Annotated in this window: 22 protein-coding genes and 1 tRNA gene; 17 read left to right on the plus strand and 6 right to left on the minus strand. The window is 64.4% G+C overall.

The window, feature by feature from the left end:
- The first annotated feature begins 2 nt into the window (after positions 1-2).
- The 3 genes from serS (at position 3) to VCS63_RS08445 (ending at position 1990) form a co-directional block, all read left to right on the plus strand.
- Positions 3-1361 (plus strand): serine--tRNA ligase, encoded by a 1359-nt coding sequence (gene serS, locus VCS63_RS08435; RefSeq protein ID WP_042796625.1) that lies wholly within the window; start codon positions 3-5, stop codon positions 1359-1361.
- Between the two features lie 232 nt (positions 1362-1593).
- Positions 1594-1842, plus strand: a complete 249-nt coding sequence (locus VCS63_RS08440; RefSeq protein ID WP_082884704.1) for a hypothetical protein — start codon at positions 1594-1596, stop codon at positions 1840-1842.
- Entirely contained in the window at positions 1829-1990 is a 162-nt protein-coding gene (locus tag VCS63_RS08445) for a hypothetical protein (protein WP_162726401.1), read from the plus strand. The genes VCS63_RS08440 and VCS63_RS08445 overlap by 14 nt, the downstream gene beginning before the upstream one ends.
- Before the next feature lie 115 nt (positions 1991-2105).
- On the opposite strand, the gene VCS63_RS08450 is transcribed toward VCS63_RS08445, so the two are convergent.
- Together VCS63_RS08450 and VCS63_RS08455 are read right to left on the minus strand one after the other, a co-directional pair.
- A complete protein-coding gene (locus VCS63_RS08450) occupies positions 2106-2435 on the minus strand; it encodes a virulence factor (RefSeq protein ID WP_042796627.1) in 330 nt (109 codons plus the stop codon).
- Positions 2436-2753: 318 nt separating this feature from the next.
- Positions 2754-3266 carry a hypothetical protein gene (locus VCS63_RS08455; RefSeq protein ID WP_164793358.1) on the minus strand — a complete coding sequence of 171 codons (513 nt, stop codon included), beginning with the start codon at positions 3264-3266 and terminating at the stop codon, positions 2754-2756.
- A gap of 191 nt (positions 3267-3457) precedes the next feature.
- Between VCS63_RS08455 and VCS63_RS08460 the strand changes: the two genes are divergently transcribed.
- Positions 3458-3655 carry a hypothetical protein gene (locus VCS63_RS08460; RefSeq protein ID WP_042796629.1) on the plus strand — a complete coding sequence of 66 codons (198 nt, stop codon included), beginning with the start codon at positions 3458-3460 and terminating at the stop codon, positions 3653-3655.
- Positions 3656-3722: 67 nt separating this feature from the next.
- The gene (locus VCS63_RS08465; RefSeq protein ID WP_063960047.1) at positions 3723-4919 is read left to right on the plus strand and encodes an amidohydrolase family protein; all 1197 of its coding nucleotides are present in this window, start codon (positions 3723-3725) and stop codon (positions 4917-4919) included.
- A 14-nt stretch (positions 4920-4933) separates the two neighbouring features.
- Here VCS63_RS08465 and VCS63_RS08470 read toward each other — a convergent pair whose 3' ends face one another.
- Positions 4934-5812 carry a LysR family transcriptional regulator gene (locus tag VCS63_RS08470; protein WP_042796631.1) on the minus strand — a complete coding sequence of 293 codons (879 nt, stop codon included), beginning with the start codon at positions 5810-5812 and terminating at the stop codon, positions 4934-4936.
- Between the two features lie 162 nt (positions 5813-5974).
- Here VCS63_RS08470 and VCS63_RS08475 point away from each other — a divergent pair, with 162 nt between their 5' ends.
- The 3 genes from VCS63_RS08475 (at position 5975) to VCS63_RS08485 (ending at position 9824) form a co-directional block, all read left to right on the plus strand.
- The gene (locus VCS63_RS08475; RefSeq protein WP_042796632.1) at positions 5975-7102 is read left to right on the plus strand and encodes a mandelate racemase/muconate lactonizing enzyme family protein; all 1128 of its coding nucleotides are present in this window, start codon (positions 5975-5977) and stop codon (positions 7100-7102) included.
- 55 nt (positions 7103-7157) lie between these two features.
- Positions 7158-8138, plus strand: coding sequence for a tripartite tricarboxylate transporter substrate binding protein (locus tag VCS63_RS08480; protein ID WP_323879299.1), 981 nt, complete (start codon positions 7158-7160; stop codon positions 8136-8138).
- Between the two features lie 99 nt (positions 8139-8237).
- Complete coding sequence (locus tag VCS63_RS08485; protein ID WP_323879302.1) at positions 8238-9824, plus strand: EAL domain-containing protein; 1587 nt, start codon at positions 8238-8240, stop codon at positions 9822-9824.
- Positions 9825-9842: 18 nt separating this feature from the next.
- On the opposite strand, the gene VCS63_RS08490 is transcribed toward VCS63_RS08485, so the two are convergent.
- Entirely contained in the window at positions 9843-10691 is an 849-nt protein-coding gene (locus tag VCS63_RS08490) for an IclR family transcriptional regulator (protein ID WP_323879305.1), read from the minus strand.
- 171 nt (positions 10692-10862) lie between these two features.
- Between VCS63_RS08490 and VCS63_RS08495 the strand changes: the two genes are divergently transcribed.
- The 4 genes from VCS63_RS08495 to VCS63_RS08510 all read left to right on the plus strand — a co-directional run bounded on the left by VCS63_RS08495 (position 10863) and on the right by VCS63_RS08510 (position 16064).
- Complete coding sequence (locus VCS63_RS08495; RefSeq protein WP_323879307.1) at positions 10863-12515, plus strand: MFS transporter; 1653 nt, start codon at positions 10863-10865, stop codon at positions 12513-12515.
- Between the two features lie 14 nt (positions 12516-12529).
- The gene (locus tag VCS63_RS08500) at positions 12530-13480 is read left to right on the plus strand and encodes a carbon-nitrogen hydrolase family protein (protein WP_042796636.1); all 951 of its coding nucleotides are present in this window, start codon (positions 12530-12532) and stop codon (positions 13478-13480) included.
- Between the two features lie 3 nt (positions 13481-13483).
- Positions 13484-14101 carry a flavin reductase family protein gene (locus VCS63_RS08505; RefSeq protein ID WP_042796637.1) on the plus strand — a complete coding sequence of 206 codons (618 nt, stop codon included), beginning with the start codon at positions 13484-13486 and terminating at the stop codon, positions 14099-14101.
- 364 nt (positions 14102-14465) lie between these two features.
- Complete coding sequence (locus VCS63_RS08510; protein WP_290367547.1) at positions 14466-16064, plus strand: methyl-accepting chemotaxis protein; 1599 nt, start codon at positions 14466-14468, stop codon at positions 16062-16064.
- A gap of 150 nt (positions 16065-16214) precedes the next feature.
- Here the strand turns inward: VCS63_RS08510 and VCS63_RS08515 are convergent.
- Positions 16215-16305 (minus strand) — tRNA-Ser (locus VCS63_RS08515).
- 280 nt (positions 16306-16585) lie between these two features.
- Between VCS63_RS08515 and VCS63_RS08520 the strand changes: the two genes are divergently transcribed.
- From VCS63_RS08520 to yaaA, 3 genes are all read left to right on the plus strand, one after another.
- Entirely contained in the window at positions 16586-17803 is a 1218-nt protein-coding gene (locus VCS63_RS08520) for a cation:proton antiporter (RefSeq protein WP_112966559.1), read from the plus strand.
- Between the two features lie 102 nt (positions 17804-17905).
- Positions 17906-18688 (plus strand): 3-hydroxybutyrate dehydrogenase, encoded by a 783-nt coding sequence (locus VCS63_RS08525; protein WP_042796640.1) that lies wholly within the window; start codon positions 17906-17908, stop codon positions 18686-18688.
- Between the two features lie 15 nt (positions 18689-18703).
- On the plus strand, positions 18704-19474 hold the full coding sequence (yaaA, locus tag VCS63_RS08530; RefSeq protein WP_042796641.1) for a peroxide stress protein YaaA: 771 nt from the start codon (positions 18704-18706) through the stop codon (positions 19472-19474).
- A gap of 57 nt (positions 19475-19531) precedes the next feature.
- On the opposite strand, the gene VCS63_RS08535 is transcribed toward yaaA, so the two are convergent.
- Positions 19532-21754 carry an FUSC family protein gene (locus VCS63_RS08535; RefSeq protein ID WP_063642151.1) on the minus strand — a complete coding sequence of 741 codons (2223 nt, stop codon included), beginning with the start codon at positions 21752-21754 and terminating at the stop codon, positions 19532-19534.
- 418 nt (positions 21755-22172) lie between these two features.
- Between VCS63_RS08535 and VCS63_RS08540 the strand changes: the two genes are divergently transcribed.
- Together VCS63_RS08540 and ilvN are read left to right on the plus strand one after the other, a co-directional pair.
- Complete coding sequence (locus VCS63_RS08540; protein WP_223306567.1) at positions 22173-23942, plus strand: acetolactate synthase 3 catalytic subunit; 1770 nt, start codon at positions 22173-22175, stop codon at positions 23940-23942.
- Between the two features lie 11 nt (positions 23943-23953).
- Positions 23954-24445, plus strand: coding sequence for an acetolactate synthase small subunit (ilvN, locus tag VCS63_RS08545; RefSeq protein WP_006223608.1), 492 nt, complete (start codon positions 23954-23956; stop codon positions 24443-24445).
- The last annotated feature ends 4 nt before the right edge of the window (positions 24446-24449 follow it).

A 24449-nucleotide genomic window follows, 5' to 3' on the forward strand; every position in this document is an offset into this window, starting at 1 on the left:
CCATGCTAGACCCGATACTGCTGCGCAAAGACCTGCAAACCGTCGTAGACCGCCTCAAGAGCCGTGGCGTGTCCTTCGACACGGAACGGTTCAATGAGCTGGAATCCCGCCGCAAGGCCGTCCAGACCGAAACCGAGTCCCTGCAAGCCCGCCGCAACGCGCTGGCCAAGCAGATCGGCCAGCTCAAGGCCAAGGGCGAGGACGCCAGCGCCGTGATGGCGGAGTCGCAGGCTGTGCCCGTCCGCCTGAAGCAGCTCGAGGAAGAGCTGGCCGGGCTGCAGCAGCCGCTGAACGAATTGCTGATGTCGGTGCCCAACCTGCCGCACGCCAGCGTGCCGCTGGGCGAATCCGCCGACGACAACGTCGAAGTCCGCCGTTGGCTGCCTGGCGAGGCTGGCGCCGATGGCAACCCGCCCGGCCTGCCGTTCGAAGCCCGCGACCACGTCGCCATTGGCGAACCCCTGGGGCTGGATTTCGACATGGCCGCCAAGCTGTCCGGCGCCCGCTTTTCGTTCATGCGCGGCCCCATCGCGCGCCTGCATCGCGCGTTGTCGCAGTTCATGCTGGACCTGCAGACCGGCACGCACGGCTATACCGAGTGCTACACGCCCTATATCGTCAATGCGTCGACGCTGTACGGCACGGGCCAACTGCCGAAGTTCAAGGACGACATGTTCGCGGTGTCCAAGGGCGGCGGCGACGACGATCCCAAGGTCGACGATCAGGGCAAGCCTTACGTGCGCGAAGACCAGTACCTGATCTCGACGTCGGAAATCACCCTGACCAGCGTGGCCCGCGACACCATCCAGGCTGCCGCCGACCTGCCCCTCAAGCTGACCGCGCACACGCCGTGCTTCCGCTCGGAGGCCGGTAGCGGCGGCCGCGATACGCGCGGAATGATCCGCCAGCACCAGTTCGACAAGGTCGAAATGGTGCAGATCACGCAGCCGGAGCAGTCCTACGAGGCGCTGGAAGAAATGGTCGGCCATGCCGAGCGCGTGCTGCAGCTGCTGAACCTGCCGTACCGCGTGGTGCTGCTGTGCACGGGCGACATGGGATTCGGTTCGGCCAAGACCTACGACCTGGAAGTGTGGCTGCCCGCGCAGAATACCTGGCGCGAGATTTCCTCGGTGTCCAACTGCGAAACTTTCCAGGCCCGTCGCATGCAGGCGCGTTTCCGTAATGCCCAGGGCAAGCCGGAATACGTCCACACGCTCAATGGTTCCGGTTTGGCCGTGGGCCGCGCCCTGGTCGCCGTGCTGGAAAACCACCAGCAAGCCGATGGCAGCGTGCTTATCCCGCAAGCGCTCCAGCCTTATATGGGCGGTTTGACGGTATTGAATCCGGCGGCGCAAGCCTGACGGGATTTCGCTGTCCATCCGTCATTTGGCGGAGTAAAAGACGGAGCCTTCGGGCTCCGTTTTTTTTTATTATCTGTACATATTCCTGTCGTCTGAGACTATTAATCTCCTGGCGAGAGTGTCTGATTTTGATGTGAGAAATTGTGTATTCCAATAAAAGGGCCGGATAGTTGCGGCACAATATGCCTCGTGTGCTACACGCTTCATTCACTTAAATAACAAGGAGTTGTCCATGACTTCAAGAATGATTGGAGATTTTCGTGTGAGATGCTCCGTGGCTCGCGAGGACGAGCAGGGCTACCGTGTGCAGATCTGGACCCGCCGAGTCGGCGGCACCGCACCGGAAAAATGCTGGACCGTGCCCGGACAGGCGCCGTTCACGACTTTGCACGAAGCCGAGCAGGAAAGCCTGCAGTTGTTCCATGGCATTAATGGCGTGCGTTTCAACGGTGAACCGGAGTTTGCCCATGCGTCCGCATAATGGTTGGTGGCGGTCGTCGAGCGAGCCCCGCCGTTGGATCGATCTCGTTCAGGAAGCCGCGCCGCGATGGGTGGACGGCAAGTCCCGGCAGGCGCCGCAGCAACCGGTCGCGCTGGCCGGTAAACCCGTGCAGACCCCCGCGGCCTGAGACATTTCCGCGCGGCACCGGATATTGCCCGCAGAAAAAAGGCCACTCTTTCGAGTGGCCTTTGTCTTTTCCGGGCTGGCGTTAACCGGCTGGTGGCCGGCAACAGCCTCAAGCTTTAATCGCGGTCGTGTCCGCGGCCCCGGCCGTGATGGTGGTCGTGTCCGCGTCCGCGGCCATAATAGTAGCCGCGGTCATAGTAGCGGCCGCCGCCGCGATAATAAACCGGCGCGGGGTAGACCACGGGCGGCGCGACATAAACCGGCGCCGGGCGGTAGTAGACGGGCGGCGGGGGCGGCACGTATACCGGCTGGGGCGCGACATACACGGGCGCCGGGTACACGACACCGGGCAAGCCGATGGAGATGCCCACGTCCACACGAGCCAGGGCGACGCTGGAGATCAGCAGCCCAGCCGCACCAGCACCAGCGATAAGCCATTTTTTCATGTTGCACCTGCCTGCCGCATGACGCAGCAAAGTTGAGTATTCGTTGATGCCATTTTCGGGCTTTTTGCTCCGCCAGAAGTAAACGGGTCGGCGTCAATCGCGACAATCCGCAACCGCCCCCGCCGACGGGGCACGCCTCTTGCTGCCCCGCAGCAGCGCCGCTCCACTCTGGGACGGCCAGGATTGAAATGGATTGAAATTGCCTGGAATCGGATGAAGCCTTACGGCCTGGTTACAGGCGGTCACCATCCGCCCCTGTTTCCGCGTAACGGCGTTGCGCGGGCGCACCGTTTTCCCGGCGGGCCGGCAGCCCGCGCACTAGATATCTTGCTCGCCGTCCGTTTGCTGACGGCGGAATTCGACGACCCATACCCAGGGGTTCGCGGCCCAGGCATGCGCGCCATAGCGTTCGCACCACGTCAACGCGAAGGCGGTCTGCAGCGGCACGCCAGGGAGCAGGGCGGAGCTTTGATACAGCGCGTGGGTACCTTCGGCGCGGGCATCGGCCTCGGACAGGGTTTGCAGGCGTTGCACGCGCACGCCCACAATGACGGCGGTAGCGAAGGGAATGCCCGCTTCGTCGGTCAATTCGATGCTATCGCCTGACTTTCCATAAGGGCATCTGACCCAGCTGGAGGTTTTGCGCAGTTCGGAAGGGTTATCCAGGGATGGCCCCATGGCCACCCATCTGCCGGAATCCGCGGCATCGGCATACCAAACCGTGGTCAGTTTGGTCGGTTGCGGCTTCAGGATGCGCCGGCTCTGCACTTTGCGGCCGTCCAAAACAGCTTGTTTAAGCGGCTCGCTGAATTGAAGAGACTGCCTTTTCATACGCTCGCGGTTCCTCTCACGATCAACGCATATGCGCCGATGCGGCGACAGCCGGGTCGACGCACGCCAACGGTGCGGGCGGTTTGGGCCTGGAACCGGGAAGTATGCCGTCTCGCGCTCATCATGTCAGGCATGGCCTGGATTTGTGTGTCTTTTTGAATACGGCGCGGGGATGTTTGTATACTCGAAACATGACTACGAACCTGCATGATCTCAAGCCGGGTTACTACTGGTACACCATGGCAAACGACCCGCTGGCCATCATCCATATCCACGAGGATGGCGGCGCCACGCTGATGGGCACGGATTACCGCATCGGCGCCGAAGGCGTGGCCGACATGGTCCGCCAGGGCGAACGCTTTTTCTGGATAGAACCGCCCCAAGTCTGAGCCTGACGGCGCTTGCCCCCCGGCCGGCGCCCGACCGCCCGCCGCGCGCGGTGCCAGGAACCCTGTCATGACCGATCTGTTGTTGAAGAACGTCCGCGTGCCGCAAGGCGGCGCGGCGGACGTGCTCGTGCGCCGCGGCTGTATCCAGCGCATTGGGCCCGGCCTCGCCGCCGACCCGGGCACGCCCGTGGAGGATGGCGCGGGCGCCTTGCTCCTGCCGGGTCTGGTTGAAGGCCATACGCATCTGGACAAGACCACCTGGGATTCTCCCTGGTACGTGAACGAAGTGGGGCCGGCGCTGACCGACCGCATCGAGAACGAGCGCGTCTGGCGCGCTCGAACCGGTCATGACGCCGCCAGCCATTCGCGCGCCCTGGCCCTGGCCTTCCTGCGTGAAGGCACGACGCGGATCCGCACGCATGTCGATATCGACACCGAAGCGGGGTTGCGCCACCTGGAGGGTGTGCATGCCACGCGCCAGGAACTGGCCGGCCGCGTCGAAATCCAGACCGTAGCCTTCCCGCAGTCGGGCCTGCTGATCCGGCCAGGCACGGCCGAGTTGCTGGATCAGGCTCTCGGGCAGGGGGCGGATGTGCTGGGCGGACTGGATCCCTCCGCCATCGATCGCGATCCGGCGCGCTCGCTCGATGTGTTGTTCGGTATTGCGGACAAGCACGGCAAGCCCATCGATATCCACTTGCACGAACCGGGCGAACTGGGCGCCTTCACGCTGGACCTGATCCTGGACCGCGTTCAGGCGCTGGGCATGCAGGGCAAGGTCGTCATCAGCCACGCTTTCTGTCTGGGCGGCGTGGATGCGAAGCGGCTGGACGGCTTGCTACGTCGGCTGGCCGGGTTGGAGGTCGCCTTATTGACCACGGCGCCGCCGTCGCGCCCGGTGCCGGCCGTGCGAGCCTGCCGTGAGGCAGGGGTGACGATCTTCGGCGGCAATGACGGAATCCGCGACACCTGGACGCCCTATGGCAGTCCGGACATGCTGGCTCGCGCCATGTTGATCGGCCTGCGCAACGACCTGCGCCGCGACGATGAAGTCGAGTGGGCCTTCGACTGCGTGACCGATGCCGCAGCCCGCGCCTGCGGGTTCTTGAACTATGGGCTGACGCCGGGGGCGCGCGCAGATCTGGTGCTGGTCGATGCCAGCTGCATCGCGCAAGCGGTGGCCGCACGGGCGCCGCGCCGCCTGGTTGTGTCGGGCGGCGTAGTCGTGGCGCGCGACGGCCGGGACGCGCTTTCCCAGGGCTGAAGGGCCTCTCGCGTTCAATCCAGGCCGAGCTGGGTCTCGGCCATTTCCACGAATGCCTGCATCAGTGCCGAGCGCACGCCGGAGCGTAGCCAGATCGCGCCTACGGTGCGCACCGGGCAGGGCGGCGGCAAGGGCCAACGCCTGACGCTCGCCGACGGCTCGCCCGTGGCCGCCCAATCGGGCAGCAGCGCCACACCTAATCCCTCCGATACCAGCTTGGCGATGGAATCGATTCCATCGAGCTCGAACCTCACATGCGGCCGCAGGCTGCGCGCGCGCAGATAATCGTCGGCCATTTTGCCGCCCACCACACTGCGGTCATAGCAGATGTAGGGTTCACGCGCGAGGATCTCCAGGGGATCCCGCACCTTCATGCCGGCTGGCGTGACCAGCACCAGGGGTTCCTGCCGCAGGTCGCGCCAGGCGCAGGTCTTGGGTATGGCGAACAAGGGATGCACCAGCAGCGCGCCGTCCAGTTCGCCGGACAGCACCTTGCCATAGAGCAGGGTGGTGGGCGCGGGTTCTATATAGATTTCGATATGGGGATGGCGCGCCACCCACGTTCTCAGCACGGGCGGCATGATGCCGGTCAGCGCGGTGGGCGTGGCGCCCAGACGCAATGGGCCGGCCGGAAGTTCAGTGTCGGAGGCGGCGGAACGCAGGTCGCGCACGTCGCGCAGGATGGCGCGAGCCCGTTCGAGAATCCGCAAGCCTGCCTGCGTGGGTTTGACGGTGCGGCCCGAACGCGCGATCAAGGCGCTACCCATGTCCGCTTCAAGCGCGCGCAACCGCTGTTGCACGGTGGCGGGAGTCAGCCCTTGATGGCGCGCGGCTTGGGCGATGGAACCCAGCTCCACGACATGCACATAGGTTTGCAGAAAGCGCGAATCCACGGTCAGGAGCCTCCCTAAAAGATGCTTTTTACGTATTCTAAAGATGGATGAAGATAATTGTTGTTTTCTTTGGCGGGGGCAAGAATACGGTCAGAGCGTTAAGGCCGCGCACAATGCGCCGGCCGCGCCAGCCCGAATATCCCGACTACCAAGGAGCCAGTTGTGCCCATTATTGAATCCATAGACGTGTGCGCCGCCGCGGTGCCGCTGGACAAGGTCACTTCGTTTTCGAACCGCACCGTGTCCACGCGGCATTACGGCCTCGTGAAGGTCCGTTCCACCGACGGCGTGGAAGGCATCGGCTTCTGCTACGTGGGCAGCGCCGGCGGCGCCATCTTCGAAGCCGCGGTGCAGGGGCTGCTGGGTCCGGTGCTGCTGGGCAAGGATTCGCATGCCGTCGAAGGCCTGTGGCATTCCATGTACCAGGAAGCCCTGCTGCAGGGCCGCCAAGGCACGGTGATGCGGGCGCTGAGCGCCCTGGACATCGCGTTGTGGGACCTGAACGCCAAGACCGCCGGTTTGCCGCTGCACAAGTTCCTGGGCGCGGTCGAACTGGAATCCGTGCCGGCCTACGCCAGCGGCGGCTATTACCTGGATGGCAAGACGCCCCAGCACCTGGGCGAGGAAATGGCGAGCTACGTGGACAAGGGCTTCCGTGCCGTCAAGATGAAGACCGGCCGCCTGTCGCCGGCAGAGGAAGAGGCGCGCCTGAAAGCCGCGCGCGCAGCCATCGGACCCGACGTCGAGCTGATGATGGACTGCAACAACGCCTGGCAGGACGTGACCCAGGCCATGCAATACATCCGCCGCTTCGAACAGTACGACCCGTACTTCATCGAAGAACCCTTCGGCCCCGACGACATCGACAGCCATGCCAAGCTGGCGCGCCTGACGCGCTTGCCCATCGCCACCGCCGAGATCGGCTATGGCCGCTGGTATCACAAGGAACTGCTGGACAAGGGCGCGGCGGGCATTCTGCAAACCGACGCCGCGGTCTGCGGCGGCATCACGGAATGGAAGCGCATCGCCGCCACCGCCGCCAGCTATGGCGTCGTGGTCTGCCCGCACTGGTTCCATGATGTGCACGCTCCGCTGGTCGCTGCGACGCCCAATGCGCGCTACGTCGAATTCTTCTGGGACGATCAGGTGCTGAACTTCCGCAAGCTGGTGGACCGCCAGCTGACGCACAAGCAGGGACGCGTGATCCTGCACCAGGAACCCGGCCTGGGCTTCGGCTTTGACGAGCGCATGGTCGAACGCTACGGCAAGTGGAGCCGCGTGGCCCGCTGATGGCAGTGTTTCGATAATCAGTCGTCGGCCGCTGGACCGGCGCGAGGAGACAGCAATGCAACGTAGGCAATTCATGACCGGCGCGGCAGCGCTGGGGGCCGCGCTGGTCTTGCCGGCGACGGCGCGGGCGCAAGACCTGCCGCAAGGGCCGGTAAAGATCGTGGTGGGCTTTCCCGCAGGCGGCGGCACGGACGTGCTGGCCCGCCTGCTGGGACAGAAGCTGGGCGTGATGTGGAATATCCCGGTCATCGTCGAGAACCGCGCGGGCGCGGCCGGCATCATCGCCGCCGAACAGGTGGCGCGCCAACCCAACGACGGCAACACCCTGCTGATGGCCCACGTCAACAGCCATGGCATCGCGCCCGGGCTGCAGCCCAAGCTGGCCTATTCGGTGGAGCGCGACTTCACGCCCATCGCCCTGGTCGGCAAGACGCCCACCATCCTGATCGGCGGCGCTACGCAGCCCGCCAAGACGCTGCCCGAACTGGTCGCGCTATGCAAGGCGCAACCGGGCAAGATCGTATTCGGTTCTGCCGGCAGCGGCTCGGCGCAGCATCTTGCGCTGGAAATCTTCAAGGCCCGCGCCGGCATCGACGTGCTGCACGTCCCCTACAAGGGGTCGGCTCCCCTGATGAACGACTTGATGGGCGGGCACGTGCAGTACTGCTTCGAAGGCATGACCACCGCCACGCCGCTGGTGCAGTCCGGCAAGGTGATCGCGTTGGCGCAAACCCTGCAGCAGCGGTCCAAGAGCCAGCCCAATGTGCCCACCGTGGCCGAACAGGGCTATCCCGGCTTCGAGGCCAGCATCTGGTTCGGCATGGTGGGTCCCGGCAAGATGCCGGCCGCCATGGTGCAACGCATGAACCAGGACATCGATCGCGTGCTGGCGATGGCCGATGTCCAGGAGAAGCTGGCGCAGGTGGGGGCGGAAGACGGTGGCGGCAGCGTTCAGCGCTTCGCCGATTTCATGAAACAGGAGCAGCAGAAGTACGCCCGGACCATCCGAGATGCGAAGATCGTAGCGGAAGGCTGACGCCGCCGCCGGCGCGCGGAAATTGATGCAGACACTTGCCCCCCAAAAAGTGTAAAAAGATATAACCTCGCCAGCCGGCGATCCCTGGGGACGGCCTCGATGCCGCGCAAGTATGTAATCGGCATCGCCATCGCTCTCGCCGCCGCCGCAGCGCTGCTGCCCATCGGCTTCGCGCTGCACATGTCCTGGGCGCGCGCGGTGGCGGGCGAGCAGCGCTATCTGGACGGCCAGGCCGAGCGCATCCTGACGGAAACCCAGGACATGCTGGACCAGATCGTGGCCACGCTGCGCGATCTGGGCGACCTTGCGTTCGAGCCCTGTTCGCCGCAGCACATTCGCCACATGCGGGCCCTGGCCTTGCGGGATCGGGCCGTGGACGATCTGGCCTTTGTGGCCGGTGGCGTCGTCCAGTGCACCACCTGGGGCGTGCCCAGCTACGAAGAGCCCTTGGTGCCGGCGCAGGTCGAACTGAGCAACGGCGCGCGCTTGCTGCTGGACGCCGTTCCGGTCCTGAGCCCCTCCATCAGGATGGTGGCGGTGCGCCACGGCGATTACAGCGCCTTGCTTGAGCCGGGCCGCTTTACCGAAAAAGCGGCGGCGGACGACGCCCAGCTCGCCGTGGTCCTGCCTGGCGTGGGCATGCTTGGAACCCGCAACGACCCCGATCTGGTGCTGGTGTCCCAGGCGCTCAATGGCGGCAAGCTGGACATCGACGAGGCCTATCTCAGCGCCGTCGCCCGCAATGCGGACCTGGCTGTGGTCCTGCTTGAACCGCAAAGCGAAGCGCTGGATATGTTGCCGCGCGAACGCCTGTTCTGGCTCCCCATGGGGGCGCTGGTCGCGGCTGTGATGATCGGCCTGGTGGTCTGGCTGTCGCGGCGGCGCCTGTCGATCGCGGGCGAATTGGCTGCCGCCATCAGGCGTCGGGAGTTCGTTGTGCACTACCAGCCCATCATCGACCTGCGGACTGGACGTTGCATCGGCGCCGAGGCGCTGGTCCGGTGGATCCGCCGCGGCGGCAAGACGCTGCGGCCGGACCTCTTCATTTCCATCGCCGAGGACAACGGGCTGATGAACCGCATCACCGAAGAGGTGTTCCGCCTGGTGATCCGGGACATGGAGGATCTGCTGGGCGAGGACCGGGGGGCACACATCGCGGTCAATCTGAGCGCAAGCGACCTCAAGGACGGCAAGGCGCTGCGAGTGCTCCAGCGCATGCTGGAAGGCACGGCCATCGATCCGCAGCAGATCTGGCTGGAAGCGACCGAACGCGGTTTCATGGATGTGGACAAGGCCTGCAGCGTCATTGCCCTGGCCCGGGCGCAGGGCCATGCCGTGGCCATTGATGATTTCGGCACCGGGTATTCCAGCCTGTCGTACCTGCAGCGGCTGCCGCTGGATTCGTTGAAGATCGACAAGTCCTTCGTCGATACGATAGGCACCGATTCGGCGACCCACAAGGTCACGGACCACATCATCGACATGGCGAAATCCTTGAATCTGCTGACCGTGGCCGAAGGCATCGAGCGCCAGGAGCAGGCGGACCACCTGAAGGCGCGCGAGGTGGATTTTGGCCAGGGATGGCTCTACGGCAAGCCCATGCCGGCGATGGAATTCATTGCGTACTACCGGAAAAACGTGGCCAGTACGCCGCCGCCCAGCCGGCTGCCCGACGCGCGCGCATGAGGCGGGCCGCCGCGCCGCTCAGCGCGCCTGCGGTTCGACCCAGCCGGCCGTGGCCGAGATCGAGCGGGCTTTTTCGCTGAGCAAGCGGGCGGTTTCGGATTGCAGGTCATCGTCGATGGCGCCGACGGGGCCCATCAGGGTGATGGCGGCTTTCATTTCGCCCAGCATGTCGAAGATGGGGGCCGACAGCGACGTGAAGTGAGGCAGCAGCGCGTCGCGGCAACGGCTGAGGTGGTGCTTGAGGACTTCGTCGCGGATGGCCTGCACGTCTTGCTGCGTGTAGGACTTGCCGGCGGCGCTGCCATATCCGTCCAGGCCGGATGAGGACATTTCCTGTTCCAGGAGTTCTCGCGTGCTGGCCTCCGGCAGGTGGGCCAGGAAGTTGCGGCCCAGCGCCGAGGACAACAGCGGCAGCACGCTGCCCACGCGCAGTTCCAGCAGCGGACGGCTGCGGGCGCCTTCGACGCGGTAGACGATGGTCGGCCCCTTGTTGCCCCAGACACCCAGGAACACGGTGTGGCCGGTGATCGCGGCGACTTCGGCCATGATCGGCCGCGCGGTGGTGAACACGTCGAACTGTTCGAGGGCGGCCAGGCCCAGGCGCAGCGCATACGGCCCCAGCCCATAGTGGCCGGAGTCCGCGTGCTGTTGCACCACGCCCACCTTCTGGAAGCTCACCAGGTAGTAATGGACGTTGGGCACCGTCAGCTCACAGGCGTCGGCGATTTCTTTCAGGGGCAGGGGGCGGCCGGCCTTGCGGACGACATCGAGGATCCGGAATCCCACTTCGATCGACTGGATGCCCCTGCGCGCCGAGGCCGGCGCCTGTTCCGCGTTCTTTTCTGCCTTGCCGGCGGGCCTTGCCATTGCTGCCTCCACTGATTTTCTGGCGGGAGTGTAGCAGCGGGGCGGGTCGCTCCCGGCGGGGCGCGGGCTGGGGTGCGCCGGGTTTCCCCTAGTTTTTCATGCCCCGGGTTAAGTTTGATAATAGTTAATGACTACAGCATTATCAATCTAGAACGTTTGGGGAACGCAGGCATGGAAGCGAATGTGGCAATGCAGCGGATCGAGGCGGGTCCGACGCTCAGCAGGAAAGAGGAACGCCAGGTGGTGGTCGCCTCGACCCTGGGCACCTTGTTCGAGTGGTACGACTTTTTCATTTACGGGACCTTGGCCGTCTTCATGAGCCAGGTTCTGTTTCCGCAGGACAATCCCACGGTCGCGCTGCTGGCCGCGCTCGGCGCCCTGGCGGTGGGGTTCATCATCCGGCCGCTGGGCGCAGTGCTGTTCGGCTACCTGGGCGACAAGCTGGGCCGCAAGTACACCTTCCTCATCACCGTGGTCATGATGGGCGGCGCGACCGTGCTGATCGGCTGCCTGCCCACGTATGAATCGGCCGGCCACTTGTCGTGGATCCTGTTGCTGACCTTGCGCGTGGTGCAGGGCCTGGCGGTAGGCGGCGAGTACGGCGGCGCGGTCATCTACGTGGCCGAACACTGCGAACCCAGGCGCCGCGGGTTGCTGACGGGCTGGATCCAGATCACCTCGTCGGCGGGCTTGATCCTGTCTTTGATCGTGATCCTGTCCACGCAGGCGTCCATGAGCGCGGAGGATTTCCGCCAATGGGGCTGGCGCCTGCCGTTCATCCTGTCGATCGTGATGCTGGCGATTTCGATCTACGTGCGTGCCAAGCTGCACGAGTCGCCCGTATTCACGCGCATGAAGCAGCAGAACCGCCTGTCCAAGAACCCGGTCAAGGAGACGTTCGGCCAATGGTCCAGCCTGCGGCTGGTGCTGCTGGCGCTGATCGGCGTCACCGCCGGCCAGGGCGCGACCTACTTCACCGGCCAGTTCTACGTCATGATCTTCCTGCAGCAGGCAGTGCAGCTGGATCAGACCAGTGTCTACACGCTGATTCTGATCGGTTTCATCATCGGCGCGCCCACCTTCGTGCTGTTTGGCTGGCTGTCGGACCGTATCGGCCGCAAGTGGATCATGATGGCAGGCCTGTTCGTCGCGGCTCTCGGCTACCACTCCATGTTCGAGGTGCTGCTCAAGGCGGGCAACCCGGCCTTGGCGCAGGCCATGCAGACCACGCCGGTGCGCGTGCATGCCGACACCAGCGGCGGCGCCTGCGATTTCGGGCTGCAGGCGGCCATGATAGGCAGCCATGCCGACCACAAGAAGGTCTGCGTGCAAGCGAAGAAATTCCTCGTCGGCAAGGGCATCAACTTCGAGTATGCGGCGCCGCTGCCCGGCCAGAGCATCGCCATGAGCGTGGGCGGCACGACCGTCAACGGTTTTGACCGCGCCGCCTACACCAGCGCGCTGACCGCCGCCGGCTATCCCGAGCGCGCCGACCCCGCGCGCGTCGACCGCACGACCATCATCCTGCTCCTGGTGCTGATGACGGCAGTCGTGGCGATGGTCTACGGTCCCGTCGCGTCCTATCTGGTCGAGCTCTTCCCCGCCCGTATCCGCTATACGGCACTATCCTTCCCGTATCACATCGGTGCCGGCATCTTCGGCGGTATCGTGCCCTTTACCGCCACCTACCTGGCCCAGGCCAGCGGAAACATCTTTGGCGGCCTGATGTATCCGGTCGTCGTGACCGCAGTGGTCGGCGTCATCGGCAGCCTGTTCCTGCCCAACACCCGCGCCCGCGCCATCGACGAAGACGCTGCACACTGAAAAAAAGGAGAGACATGTCCACGCAACAGAGCTTCAAGGCTGCCGTCATCCAGGCGGCCTCCATCCCCACCGACAGCGTCGCCTGCGCCGAGAAGGCGGCTTCCCTGATCCGCCAGGCGGCCGAGCAGGGCGCCCGGGTGCTTGTGTTCCCCGAGGCGTTCCTGGGCGGCTATCCCAAGGGCAATTCCTTTGGCGCGCCCATAGGCATGCGCAAACCCGAAGGCCGCGACGCGTTCGCCAGCTACCACCGCCAGGCGATCCGGCTGGACGGTGAAGAGGTTGCGCTGGTGGCCCAGGCCGCGGCCGACACCGACAGCTTCGTGGTCATGGGCTGCATCGAGGCCGACGGCGGCACGCTGTATTGCACCGTGTTGTATTTCAATGGCCGCGAAGGGCTGGCGGGCAAGCACCGCAAGCTGATGCCCACCGCGGGCGAGCGCTTGATCTGGGGCTTCGGCGACGGCTCCACCATGCCCGTCATCGATACGCCTTACGGCAAGATCGGCGCCGTCATCTGCTGGGAAAACTACATGCCCATGCTGCGCATGTACATGTACAGCCAGGGCGTGGCGTTGTATTGCGCGCCCACCGCCGACGACCGCGATTCCTGGATCCCCAGCATGCGCCATATCGCGCTCGAAGGCCGTTGCTATGTCCTCACGGCTTGCCAGCACTTGCGCCGCGACGCCTATCCCGACGATTTCGAATGCGCCCTGGGCGACGCGCCCGACACCGTGCTGATGCGCGGCGGCAGCGCCATCATCGATCCGCTGGGCGAAGTGCTGGCGGGCCCGGATTTTTCGGCCGAGACCATTCTGTACGCGGACATCAATCCCAACCAGATCCTGCGCGGCAAGTATGACTTTGACGTCTCCGGCCATTACGCCCGTCCCGACGTGTTCCAGCTGCAAGTCGACACCCGCGAAAAGCGCGCCGTCTCGGCGCTGAACACCGGGGAGGCTTGAATCATGCATTTTGATTTCAGCGCCTTGCCGACGCAGACGGTCTACAACGTGCTGACCTCAACCGTCACGCCCCGCCCGATCGCGTGGCTCACCACGATTTCTGGCAAAGGCGTTGTCAACGCGGCTCCCTTCAGCTTCTTCAATGTCATGGGGCCTCAGCCGCCGACGGTGGCCATCGGCCTGATGCGCCATGCCAGCGGTGAACTGAAGGACTCTGGCGCCAACATCATCGAGAACGGCGAGTTCGTGGTGAACCTGGTGCCGGAGTCGCTGGTCGCGCAAATGAACCAGACTTGTGCTGACTACCCGGCGGATGTGGACGAATTGGCGGCGGCCGGCCTGACTGCACTGCCGGCAACCCATGTGCGTCCCCCGCTGATCAAGGGCTCTCCGGTGTCGCTGGAATGCGTCAGCCAGGCAACCATCGTGACCGGTCCGCGCCAGCTCGTGGTGATCGGCCGGGTGTTGGGCGCGCATGTCGACGATGCCTACGTGCAGGATGCCGAGCGCGGGTACATGGATACGCCCGCCATGGGGCTGATCGCTCGCATGCATGGCGGCGGCTGGTACGCGCGCAGCACGGATCTGTTCCAACTGGCGCGGCCGACGGCACCGCTGTAATACGTGATGGGGCGGTGGGAAAGGCGGCTGCTTCAGCCGCCTTTTTTCTTGGGGGGACGGCCAGCCGGACCCGGCGATCTGGCACCGATTACGCAAAGCGAAGAGCTTGCGTCAATTCGTTCTTCATTTCCCTCGATGCGGGCCAAATCGGCGCTGTTAGCATTCCGCCGGCTGTCTCGTTTGTCCTCGCAACAGAGGCTTCCGGCGGCATCTTTCATATACAACGGACACAATTTTGGGGGCGGATATCCAGGGGCTTGCGGGCATCTGGCTAGCATTGGCGGCGGCGATTGCCCGGCGTCGAGGCTTCTGCCCGAGTGCGTGTCCGATTGCCCCTGAAGTAGCCGGGAGCAATATGAACAACATGAAGCTTGGAACCCGCCTTGCGGGTGGATTTGCCATCCTGCTGGCCATGATCATCGTCATGTGCGTGGTGGGCCTGGTCAGTCTGGCCAATATCAACCAGTCGGTCGAAACCGTGACGCAACGCTCCTTGATCAAGGAGCGCCTGATCAACGATTGGGCCCGCAACATCCAGTCCGGGGTGACGCGCACTACGGCGATCGCCAAAAGCGCCGACGCCAGCCTGGCGGGCTTTTTCGCGGAAGAAGCGGCGGCCTCCACCCGGAATTCCTCGGCGCTGCAGCAGCAAATCGAACCCTTGATCCAAAGCGATCAGGAAAAAGACCTGTGGGAAGGCATCCGGAAGTCCCGCGCGGACTATCTGCGTACCCGTGACGGCATCTTCAAGGCCAAGCAGGAAGGCAACGTGCAGGCCGCCGACGCCATTTTCAATCGGGAGTTCCTGCCGGCGACGCGCCAGTTCATTGAACAGATCACACGCTTGTCCAGCCTGCAGCGGGCCGAAATCGACGCCCGGGCCGCCGATATCCAGAGCGCATACGGCACGGCCAATTTCTGGATGATCGCCATCGGTTCCATCGCGGTGGTCAGCGGCCTGCTGCTGGCCATTTTGCTGACGCGCAGCATTACGCGTCCGCTGTCCGAGGCGGTGCGCGTGGCGCGCACGGTCGCAGCCAGCGATCTCACCAGTTCCATCGCCGTGACTTCCCGCGACGAAATCGGGCAACTGATGCGGGCGCTGGAGTCCATGAATGCGAACCTGGCCGGCACCGTCGCCAGGATACGCGCGGGCGTCGACAGCATTGCTTCCGCATCCGGCGAGATCGCGGCGGGCAACACCGACCTGTCTTCCCGGACGGAGCAGCAGGCCGCGTCGCTGGAAGAGACTGCGGCTTCGATGGAGCAACTGTCGTCCACCGTGAAGCTGAACGCCGAACGCGCCATGCAGGCCAACCAGCTTGCCGCGGCGGCGTCCGACACGGCTTCCCTGGGCGGCTCCACGGTTTCCGAAGTCGTCAGCACCATGAGCGCGATTTCGGCCAGTTCGGTCAAGATCGCCGATATTGTTTCGGTGATAGAGGGAATCGCCTTCCAGACCAACATCCTGGCACTGAACGCGGCGGTGGAAGCGGCGCGGGCGGGCGAGCAGGGCAAGGGCTTCGCCGTGGTCGCCGCCGAGGTGCGCACCCTGGCGCAACGCAGCGCCCAGGCCGCCAAGGAGATCAAGACCCTGATCGAAGACACCGTGCAGAAAATCGACCAGGGTTCCGGCAGCGCGCAACGCGCCGGGTCGACGATGCAGGAGATCGTCGGCGCCGTGCGGCGCGTGACGGACATCATGGGCGAGATCGCCGCGGCGTCCGCCGAACAGGCGGACGGCATCGGGCACGTCAACCTCGCCGTGTCGCAGATGGACGAAGTGACGCAGCAGAATGCGGCGCTGGTCGAAGAGGCTGCCGCCGCGGCGGGGTCCATGCAGGACCAGACGGCGGAGTTGACGCGGGCGGTCAGCGCATTCAAGTTGCCGGGCGCGGCGGCGGGGGCTGTGCTGGCCGCGCCCCGCCAGGCGTCGGCGGCCTTGCAGCTCACGGCGTACTAGCCTCAGGAGAGCGCCTCGGGCCAATCTTCCGGCCAGAGGCGTTCATGGGTCGGAAGAGAAATACGCCGGAAAAAACAAAAGCCCCTCGGAAGGGGCTTTTGAGTTGCGCTTGGCTGATCGCTTGAATCAGGCACAAGTGCTTGGAATACTTGGCGGAGAGGGTGGGATTCGAACCCACGGTACGGGGATACCGTACGCCTGATTTCGAGTCAGGTACATTCGACCACTCTGCCACCTCTCCGTGGCTGGGTTTCGTAACGGTGGTTGTCCTAGCTGGGTTTGCCCCGGGCCGGGTCTTCCACTAAAGACCCCTGGTCGGAAGGATCTACGTTGTCGAAGCAGCGAAGCCCGCAATTCTACAGGATTTTTTTTGTTTGTGTAAAGGGGGCGTGGGTAGTCTCCCACAACGGGTTTCAACCGGCTTTCAGTGGCGGGGTTCTTTGCCCCAGAATTCCGACATGCCCGGCGTTCCAGTCCGGGCATCCTTCCGTCCAGGCGCACATCCCGGAACCGCTCGTCCCATGGATCTGATCCTTATCCTCCTGCTTGCGGCCGTACTGTGCGTGCCTCTCACCCAGTTGCTGGGCCTGGGCGCCATCCCCGGCTATCTGCTGGCCGGCGTGCTGGTTGGGCCGTCCTGCCTCAGGCTGGTCACCAACGTGGACACGATGATCGGGGTGTCGCAGTGGGGCGTGGTGATGATGCTGTTCATCATCGGGCTGGAGCTTTCCCCCAAGCGCCTGTGGGCCATGCGCAACGAAGTCTTCGTGCTGGGTTCTTTGCAGATGCTGGCTTGCGGGCTGCTACTGGCGGTGGTGTTCGGCGCCGCGCTGCGGCACTTGGCCGGCATGGAGTGGCAGGCGGCGATCCTGTGCGGCCTGTCGCTAGCCTTGTCCTCGACGGCGGTGGCCTTGCGGCTGCTGGATGAGCGCATGCTGACGCGCACGCCGCTGGGCAGGTCGGCCTTGGGGATATTGCTTTTCCAGGACATGGCGGCAATTCCGATGCTGGTGGCGGCGGGTCTGCTCGGTTCCGACGGCACTTCGGCGCCATCCTTCAAGGAGGCGTTGATCGCGGTGCTGGTGGTGGCTGCCGCGTACCGGCTGCGGCTGCTGGGTTGGGCGGCGAAGGCGCAACTGAACGAATTGTTCACCGCGGCGGCCTTGTTGATGGTGGTGGGCGCCGCGCAACTGTTCGACTTCGCCGGCCTGTCCGCCGGCCTGGGCGGATTCCTGGTGGGCGTGCTGATGGCCGAATCGCGCTATCGGGACGACCTGGAAAAGGCGATCGACCCGTTCAAGGGTTTATTGCTGGGCCTGTTCTTCGTGGCCATCGGCATGTCCGTTAACCTGAAGGTGGTGGCCAGCCATTGGCCTTTCATTCTTTTGGGCGTATTTGCCCTGCTGCTGGTCAAGGCCTCGATTCTGTATGGATTTTCCCGCTTTCTCGGGTTGCCGCGTTATCACCGCCTGCTGTTCGCCCTGGCGCTGGCGCAGGGCGGGGAGTTCAGCTTCGCCATCTTCAACGAAGCCTGGGACAACAAACTGGTGAACCTGGAACAGCGCGACGTGCTGTCCGTCATCGTGGCGATCTCGATGGGCGTGGTGCCGATGTTGATCAAGCTGCTGGAGCGCATCCCTGAGAACCGGGGCGGCATGGCTGATCTGCCGGCGGCGGAGCCGGTCCAGGATGAGACGCAGAACCCTCCTGCGCCGCGCGATCCTCCGCCCGCTGCTTGACCCCGCGGGCCGTACGGGCATGGCATGATTGCCGCCATGCCGGGCAGCTACACTTGAACCCCGCTTGGCCCGTCCAATGTGCCCGACCACAGGAGAATGCTCATGCTTAAAGGAAAAGTCGCCCTTGTCACCGGTTCCACCAGCGGCATCGGCCTGGGTATCGCCACAGCCTTCGCCCAGCAAGGCGCCGATATCGTCTTGAACGGCTTTGGCGACGCCGCCGAAATCGAAAAGGTCCGCGCCGGCCTGGCCGACAAGCACGGCGTGAAGGTGATCTACGACGGCGCCGACCTGTCCAAGGGCGCCGCCGTGCGCGAGCTGGTCGAGAACACCGTGCGCCAGATGGGCCGCATTGACATCCTGGTCAATAACGCCGGTATCCAGCACACCGCGCTGATCGAGGATTTCCCCGCGGAAAAGTGGGATGCAATCCTGGCGCTGAACCTGTCCGCCGTGTTCCATGGCACGGCCGCCGCCTTGCCGCACATGAAGAAGCAGGGTTTTGGCCGCATCATCAATATCGCTTCTGCCCATGGGCTGGTGGCGTCGGCCAACAAGTCGGCCTACGTTGCGGCCAAGCATGGCGTGGTCGGCTTTACCAAGGTCACGGCACTGGAGACCGCCGGGCAGGGCATCACCGCCAACTCGATCTGCCCGGGTTGGGTGCGCACCCCTCTGGTTGAAAAACAGATCACCGCGCTGGCGGAAAAGAATGGCGTCGACCAGGAAACGGCCGCGCGCGAACTGCTGAGCGAGAAGCAGCCGTCGCTGCAATTCGTGACGCCGGAGCAATTGGGGGGCACCGCCGTGTTCCTGGCTTCGGATGCCGCCGCTCAAATTACAGGTACGTCCGTCTCGGTCGATGGCGGCTGGACGGCACGCTAAAAAGGAATTTCCGGAATGTTGTTTCTGCTTTCACCCGCCAAAAAGCTGGACTACGACTCGCCGCTGCACATCGAGACGCATACCCAGCCGCTGTTCGTGGACCAGGCTGCCGGCCTGATCAAGGTGCTGAAGACCAAGTCGGCCGAGGATATTTCCGAGCTCATGAGCCTGAGCCCGGCGCTGTCCGAACTGAACGTGCAACGCTATGCCAGCTGGAAGCGCAGCTTCACGCAGGCCAATTCGCGCCAGGCCGTGCTGGCCTTCAATGGCGACGTCTACGAAGGCTTGGAAGCCGCGACCCTGTCGGCCAAGCAGTTGGACTGGGCGCAAGAACACGTGGCCATCCTGAGCGGCCTGTATGGCGTGCTGCGCCCGCTGGACCTGATGCAGCCGTACCGCCTGGAAATGGGCACGCGCCTGGCTACGCCCAAGGGCAAGAACCTGTACGAGTATTGGGGACCGGCCATCGCCGAATACCTGAACGAACGGCAGGCTGGCCAGAAGGCGCCCGTGATCGTCAACCTGGCATCCGAGGAATACTTCAAGTCGGTCGACCTGAAGACCCTCAAGGCGCGCGTGGTGCAGTGTGTCTTCCAGGACTGGAAGAACGGTGCCTGGAAGGTCATCAGCTTCCACGCCAAGCGCGCACGCGGCTTGATGGCGCGCTACGCGATCCTGCATAAGGTGTCCAAGCCGGAAGGCCTGCAAGGCTTCGACCTCGAAGGCTATAAGTTCGACGCCTCCGCTTCGTCGGAAGACAAGCTGGTATTCCGGCGCAAGGTCTGACCCGGTCCCGGGCCCTGCGCCCGGGATTCCCCAACTCGTCCGACGGGATTCACGGCGTTACACGGCCGCCGCCACCGGCGGCGCGTGCGTGGGATCGGCCAACGCGTGCAGCTCCTGGCGGATCATGTGCGCGGCCTTCAGCATTTGCTTGACCGGATAGACCAGGGCGGCCTGCTCCCCTTCAGTGTTGAATTGCGTAGGCAGGTCGGTTGGCGGCTGGGCGCGATGCTCGTCCAGCAGGTCCACCATGCCGGTCAGCGCCCGCTGCACGGCGTCGGGCGTGGCGGGCAGGCTGGCCAGGATGGGAATGGCCGCCGTGATCTGGGAAGCCAGGATGTGGTTCTGGATCAGCAGGTTGTTCAGCTCGGGTACGCTTACCTGGTGCGACGTGGGCTCGCTCATCATGCGGTAGAAGGCTTCAGCGAAATTGCTGAATGCGATGTGCACATTCTTGCGCGCCAGGCGCCATGCCAGGTCGGCGTCCGTCACGGCCGGCGTCTCGCCGGCTGCGGCGCCCACCGGCGCGCCATGGGCCTGCATGGCCTCGACGTAGCGCATGCCCGCGATCAGGTATTCGCGATTGGCGCGCGTTGCCGCCGCGGCCAGCGGCTTCAGGTAGCGGGCTTCCCACCAGGGCAGGATGTAGCTGCAGATCAGCGCCAGCGCGCAGCCCAGCAGCGTGTCGATGGCGCGTTCGCCGATCACCGACATCGAGACGGTGCCCGGGGACACGAAGTGGAACACCAGCACCACGAACAGGGTATTGAAAGTGGCGCTCGCCATGTAGTTCAGCTGCACCAGGCTGTTGCCCATGATGCAGGCGCCCAGCAGCACCGCGAACAGGATCTCCGGCCGGTCGGTCAGGTTGAACAGGAGCAGGGCCAGGATGCAGCCGATCAGCGTGCCCGTCAGGCGCCAGCTATTGCGCTGGCGCGTTAGCGCAAAGCCCGGCTTCATGATGATGACGATCGTCAGCATGATCCAGTAGTTGTGCGCGGAAAACGCGGGTGAGAGCCACTGGCTGGCCAGCGTCATGGCGATGGCCGCGGCGGCCGTTACCCGCAGCGCATAGCGGAAATGCGGCGAGTCCAGCCGCAGGTTGCTGGTCAGGAGCCCCACGCGGAATTCCTGTCGCGAGATGAAGCGCGTCAGCGACTTGTTGATGCGCAGCACGTCAGTGGGTTTGGCATCCGGCGAGGCGGCGGTGTGGTCGGCAAGGCGGTCGACGATGCGCGCCGAGTTGCGCAGCCGGCGCAATACCTGGACGATCAGGGCGAGCATCTCGGGCTCGCGCTCGCCCAGGCCCTGTTGCTTGAGCTGTTCGATTTCGTATTCGATGGCGCGCAGTTCAGCGCGGGCGCTGCTGCGGTACTGCACCTTGCGTCCGCGCGACACGTCCAGCGCGATGCGGTTGAGCTCCAGCGACATCTTCACCAGCGCGTCACGCATGAACATCAGGCAGTCGCTGCCGGCCAGCGCGCGGCGTAGCGCGGGGTAATCGGTGTGCGTGGCCACCAGCGTGTCCAGCAGCTGCAGCATGTCCACGAACATGTTCCAGATCATCACGCGCTGCCGGTCGCCCAGCCCCTTGCCGCGAGGCAGGGCGCGCAGCACCATGTCGCGCGCCGCCTGGTGCTTTTCGGTCATGATGGACTGGCGCTGGATCAGGTCGCGATAGGCGTCGTCCAGATCGGCCGTTTCGTCATAGAAAGTGGCGCGCGCCGCGACGTAGTCGGCGGTGGCAAAGAGCGCCACGGACATGGCCTGCTGCTCCTCGCGCAGCCAGAACAGCCGTGAAAAGCCCAGGCTGAATGCAACGTAGAACAATGCGCCGCCCAGCGTGGCCGCGGCGTGCGCCAGCACCTCGTGGGGCGCCAACGGCGAATGCATGGTCAGGGTCATCAGCAGCAGCCCGGCAAAGCCGATCAGCCCGCCGCGCTTGCCGAACACGGTGAACATCGAATAGACGAAGCACTGCGCGATGACCGCCAGCCAGATCAGCACGGGATGCGAGGATGCCAGGCCCGTGATGATGACGGTCAGCGTGCCTAGCGCCGCGCCGCCCAGCATCTCGTTGGTGCGATGGCGCTGCGGTCCGCCCGGCTGGTCGATGATGGCCAGGCATTGCGCGCCGAAGGTCGCGACCAGGCCCGTCGTGTAGTTACCGAAGATACCGCCCAGCACCAGCACCGGCAACAGCATTCCGACCCCTTGCCGCACCCCTCCGAAGAAGTAGTGGCTGTAGAGGAAGCGGCGGATGCTGGCAATGCGCAAATCCATGGGCGGGGGGCTCGGTTCTGGGTGACGAAACAAGTATAGAGAGACTGTTCCAATTTTTGGGGTCAGATAGTTACCGAACCTTCTGCGCAACGCTTGGAGAAAGGTCGATTTGCTACCTTTGACGCAACGCGGTAAATTGCTCCACTTGCGCCGGTCTGCCTATCCGAAACCGGTGCGTTGAGGCGGATTGCCAGGGTCACCTCCCAGTCATCCCGCAGCAGTTACACCTGCCGTTGGCCGCGCCACAAGCGTGTGTTGCCAAGGCTTCCATTTCGACCTCCAGCGTCCCCCAGGGGCGTTTGCACTGCGTTCTGTCGAGCGTGTGCCGGGTCGGCAAGGTGTCCGGGTGGCGTGGCTCCGTGAGCCGCAAAGCGCCGGATCATGTTGTCGGAACCGGTATGGGTTCAGTTGCCGCCGTATCCGGGCGAGCAGCAGTCAGGGTTGCAGGGCCGGTACTGAAAGGAATGACAACATGGAACTGAATGGCGCCGATATCGTCGTGCGCTGCCTGGCCGATGAAGGCGTGGAACACGTTTTCGGCTACCCCGGCGGCGCGGTGCTCTACATCTACGACGCGATTTTCAAGCAAGACAAATTCCAGCATATCCTGGTTCGTCACGAGCAGGCCGCCGTGCACGCCGCCGATGCCTATTCGCGCTCGTCGCAAAAGGTTGGCGTCTGCATCGTGACCAGCGGACCGGGCGTGACCAATGCCGTCACCGGCATCGCCACCGCGTACATGGATTCCATCCCCATGGTCATCATCAGCGGGCAAGTGCCCACTGCGGCCATCGGCGAGGACGCCTTCCAGGAATGCGACACCGTCGGCATCACGCGTCCCTGCGTCAAGCACAATTTCCTCGTGCGCGACGTCAAGGACCTGGCCGAAACCATGCGCCGCGCGTTCTACATCGCGCGCACCGGCCGTCCCGGCCCGGTGCTGGTGGATATCCCCAAGGACATCACCGTCGCGCAGTGCAAGTACACGCCGCCCAAGGGCGAGATCTCGATGCGCTCCTACGCGCCCGTCAACAAGGGCCACCAGGGGCAGATCAAGAAAGCCGTGCAGATGCTGCTGGCCGCCGAGCGGCCCATGATCTACACGGGCGGCGGGGTCATCCTGTCGAATGCCGCGCCCGAGCTGAACAAGCTCGTGACGCAACTGGGCGCGCCGTGCACCAGCACCCTGATGGGCCTGGGCGGCTATCCCGCCAGCAGCGGCCAGTTCGTCGGCATGCCCGGCATGCACGGCACCTACGAAGCCAATATGGCGATGCAGCATTGCGACGTCCTGCTGGCCATTGGCGCCCGTTTCGACGACCGCGTGATCGGCAACCCCAAGCACTTCGCCCAGAACGCCCGCAAGATCATCCATATCGATATCGATCCTTCGTCGATCTCCAAGCGCGTGCGCGTGGACGTCCCGATCGTGGGTAACGTCAAGGACGTCCTGGCAGACCTCAGCGCGCAGTACGACATCGCCGCGGCCGAGCACAAGCCCGCCTCCATCACCAAGTGGTGGGAGCAGGTCGAGACCTGGCGCGGCAAGGAATGCCTGAAGTTCGCCAACTCGGACGAAGTCATCAAGCCGCAATACGTGGTGGAAAAGCTCTGGGAAGTGACCGGCGGCGACGCCTTCGTGACTTCCGACGTGGGCCAGCACCAGATGTGGGCGGCGCAGTACTACAAGTTCGACAAGCCGCGCCGCTGGATCAACTCCGGCGGCCTGGGCACCATGGGTGTGGGCCTGCCGTACGCGATGGGCGTGCAGATGGCCAATCCGGGGCAGGACGTCGCCGTCATCACCGGCGAAGCGTCCATCCAGATGAACATCCAGGAACTGTCGACCTGCCACCAGTACCGCCTGACGCCGAAGATCGTCTGCCTGAACAACCGCTTCCTGGGCATGGTCCGGCAGTGGCAGCAGATCGACTACGGTTCGCGCTATTCCGAGTCCTACATGGATTCGCTGCCCGATTTCGTCAAGGTGGCCGAGGCCTATGGCCACGTGGGTCTGCGCATCGAACGTCCGGCGGATGTCGAGCCGGCGCTGCGCGAAGCGTTCAAGAAGCACAAGGACCGCCTGGTCTTCCTGGACTTCATCACCGACCGCACCGAGAACGTGTGGCCGATGGTCAAGGCCGGCCGCGGGCTGACCGAAATGCTGCTCGGCTCTGAAGACCTGTAAGGAGGCCACCCATGAAACACGTGATTTCCGTCCTCCTCGAGAACGAACCCGGCGCGCTGTCGCGCGTGGTGGGACTGTTTTCCGCGCGGGGCTACAACATCGAGACCCTGACGGTGGCGCCCACCGAGGACTCCACGCTGTCGCGCATGACCATCGTGACCACCGGTTCCGACGAAGTGATCGAGCAGATCACCAAGCACCTGAACCGCCTGGTGGACGTGGTCAAGGTCGTCGACCTGACCGAAGGCGCGCACATCGAGCGCGAGCTGATGCTTGTGAAGGTACGCGCGGTCGGCAAGGAGCGCGAGGAAATGAAGCGCATGGCGGACATCTTCCGCGGCCGCATCATCGACGTGACCGACAAGTCCTACACCATCGAATTGACGGGGGTGCAGGAAAAAGTACAGGCCTTCCTGGAGGCCCTGGACCGCAGTGCCATCCTTGAAACCGTGCGCACCGGCGTGTCCGGCATCGGACGCGGTGAACGGATTTTGAAGATTTGACCGG

Source organism: Achromobacter sp. D10 (assembly GCF_035282245.1).
Lineage (GTDB): Bacteria > Pseudomonadota > Gammaproteobacteria > Burkholderiales > Burkholderiaceae_B > Achromobacter > Achromobacter insolitus.

What these genes read in the sequence shown, in the direction of transcription:
- serS (WP_042796625.1), top strand. Translation starts at nt 3, where the DNA reads ATGCTAGACCCGATACTGCTGCGCAAAGACCTGCAAACCGTCGTAGAC.
- VCS63_RS08440 (WP_082884704.1), top strand. Translation starts at nt 1,594, where the DNA reads ATGACTTCAAGAATGATTGGAGATTTTCGTGTGAGATGCTCCGTGGCT.
- VCS63_RS08445 (WP_162726401.1), top strand. Translation starts at nt 1,829, where the DNA reads ATGCGTCCGCATAATGGTTGGTGGCGGTCGTCGAGCGAGCCCCGCCGT.
- VCS63_RS08450 (WP_042796627.1), bottom strand. Translation starts at nt 2,435, where the DNA reads ATGAAAAAATGGCTTATCGCTGGTGCTGGTGCGGCTGGGCTGCTGATC.
- VCS63_RS08455 (WP_164793358.1), bottom strand. Translation starts at nt 3,266, where the DNA reads ATGAAAAGGCAGTCTCTTCAATTCAGCGAGCCGCTTAAACAAGCTGTT.
- VCS63_RS08460 (WP_042796629.1), top strand. Translation starts at nt 3,458, where the DNA reads ATGACTACGAACCTGCATGATCTCAAGCCGGGTTACTACTGGTACACC.
- VCS63_RS08465 (WP_063960047.1), top strand. Translation starts at nt 3,723, where the DNA reads ATGACCGATCTGTTGTTGAAGAACGTCCGCGTGCCGCAAGGCGGCGCG.
- VCS63_RS08480 (WP_323879299.1), top strand. Translation starts at nt 7,158, where the DNA reads ATGCAACGTAGGCAATTCATGACCGGCGCGGCAGCGCTGGGGGCCGCG.
- VCS63_RS08485 (WP_323879302.1), top strand. Translation starts at nt 8,238, where the DNA reads ATGCCGCGCAAGTATGTAATCGGCATCGCCATCGCTCTCGCCGCCGCC.
- VCS63_RS08490 (WP_323879305.1), bottom strand. Translation starts at nt 10,691, where the DNA reads ATGGCAAGGCCCGCCGGCAAGGCAGAAAAGAACGCGGAACAGGCGCCG.
- VCS63_RS08495 (WP_323879307.1), top strand. Translation starts at nt 10,863, where the DNA reads ATGGAAGCGAATGTGGCAATGCAGCGGATCGAGGCGGGTCCGACGCTC.
- VCS63_RS08500 (WP_042796636.1), top strand. Translation starts at nt 12,530, where the DNA reads ATGTCCACGCAACAGAGCTTCAAGGCTGCCGTCATCCAGGCGGCCTCC.
- VCS63_RS08505 (WP_042796637.1), top strand. Translation starts at nt 13,484, where the DNA reads ATGCATTTTGATTTCAGCGCCTTGCCGACGCAGACGGTCTACAACGTG.
- VCS63_RS08510 (WP_290367547.1), top strand. Translation starts at nt 14,466, where the DNA reads ATGAAGCTTGGAACCCGCCTTGCGGGTGGATTTGCCATCCTGCTGGCC.
- VCS63_RS08520 (WP_112966559.1), top strand. Translation starts at nt 16,586, where the DNA reads ATGGATCTGATCCTTATCCTCCTGCTTGCGGCCGTACTGTGCGTGCCT.
- VCS63_RS08525 (WP_042796640.1), top strand. Translation starts at nt 17,906, where the DNA reads ATGCTTAAAGGAAAAGTCGCCCTTGTCACCGGTTCCACCAGCGGCATC.
- yaaA (WP_042796641.1), top strand. Translation starts at nt 18,704, where the DNA reads ATGTTGTTTCTGCTTTCACCCGCCAAAAAGCTGGACTACGACTCGCCG.
- VCS63_RS08535 (WP_063642151.1), bottom strand. Translation starts at nt 21,754, where the DNA reads ATGGATTTGCGCATTGCCAGCATCCGCCGCTTCCTCTACAGCCACTAC.
- ilvN (WP_006223608.1), top strand. Translation starts at nt 23,954, where the DNA reads ATGAAACACGTGATTTCCGTCCTCCTCGAGAACGAACCCGGCGCGCTG.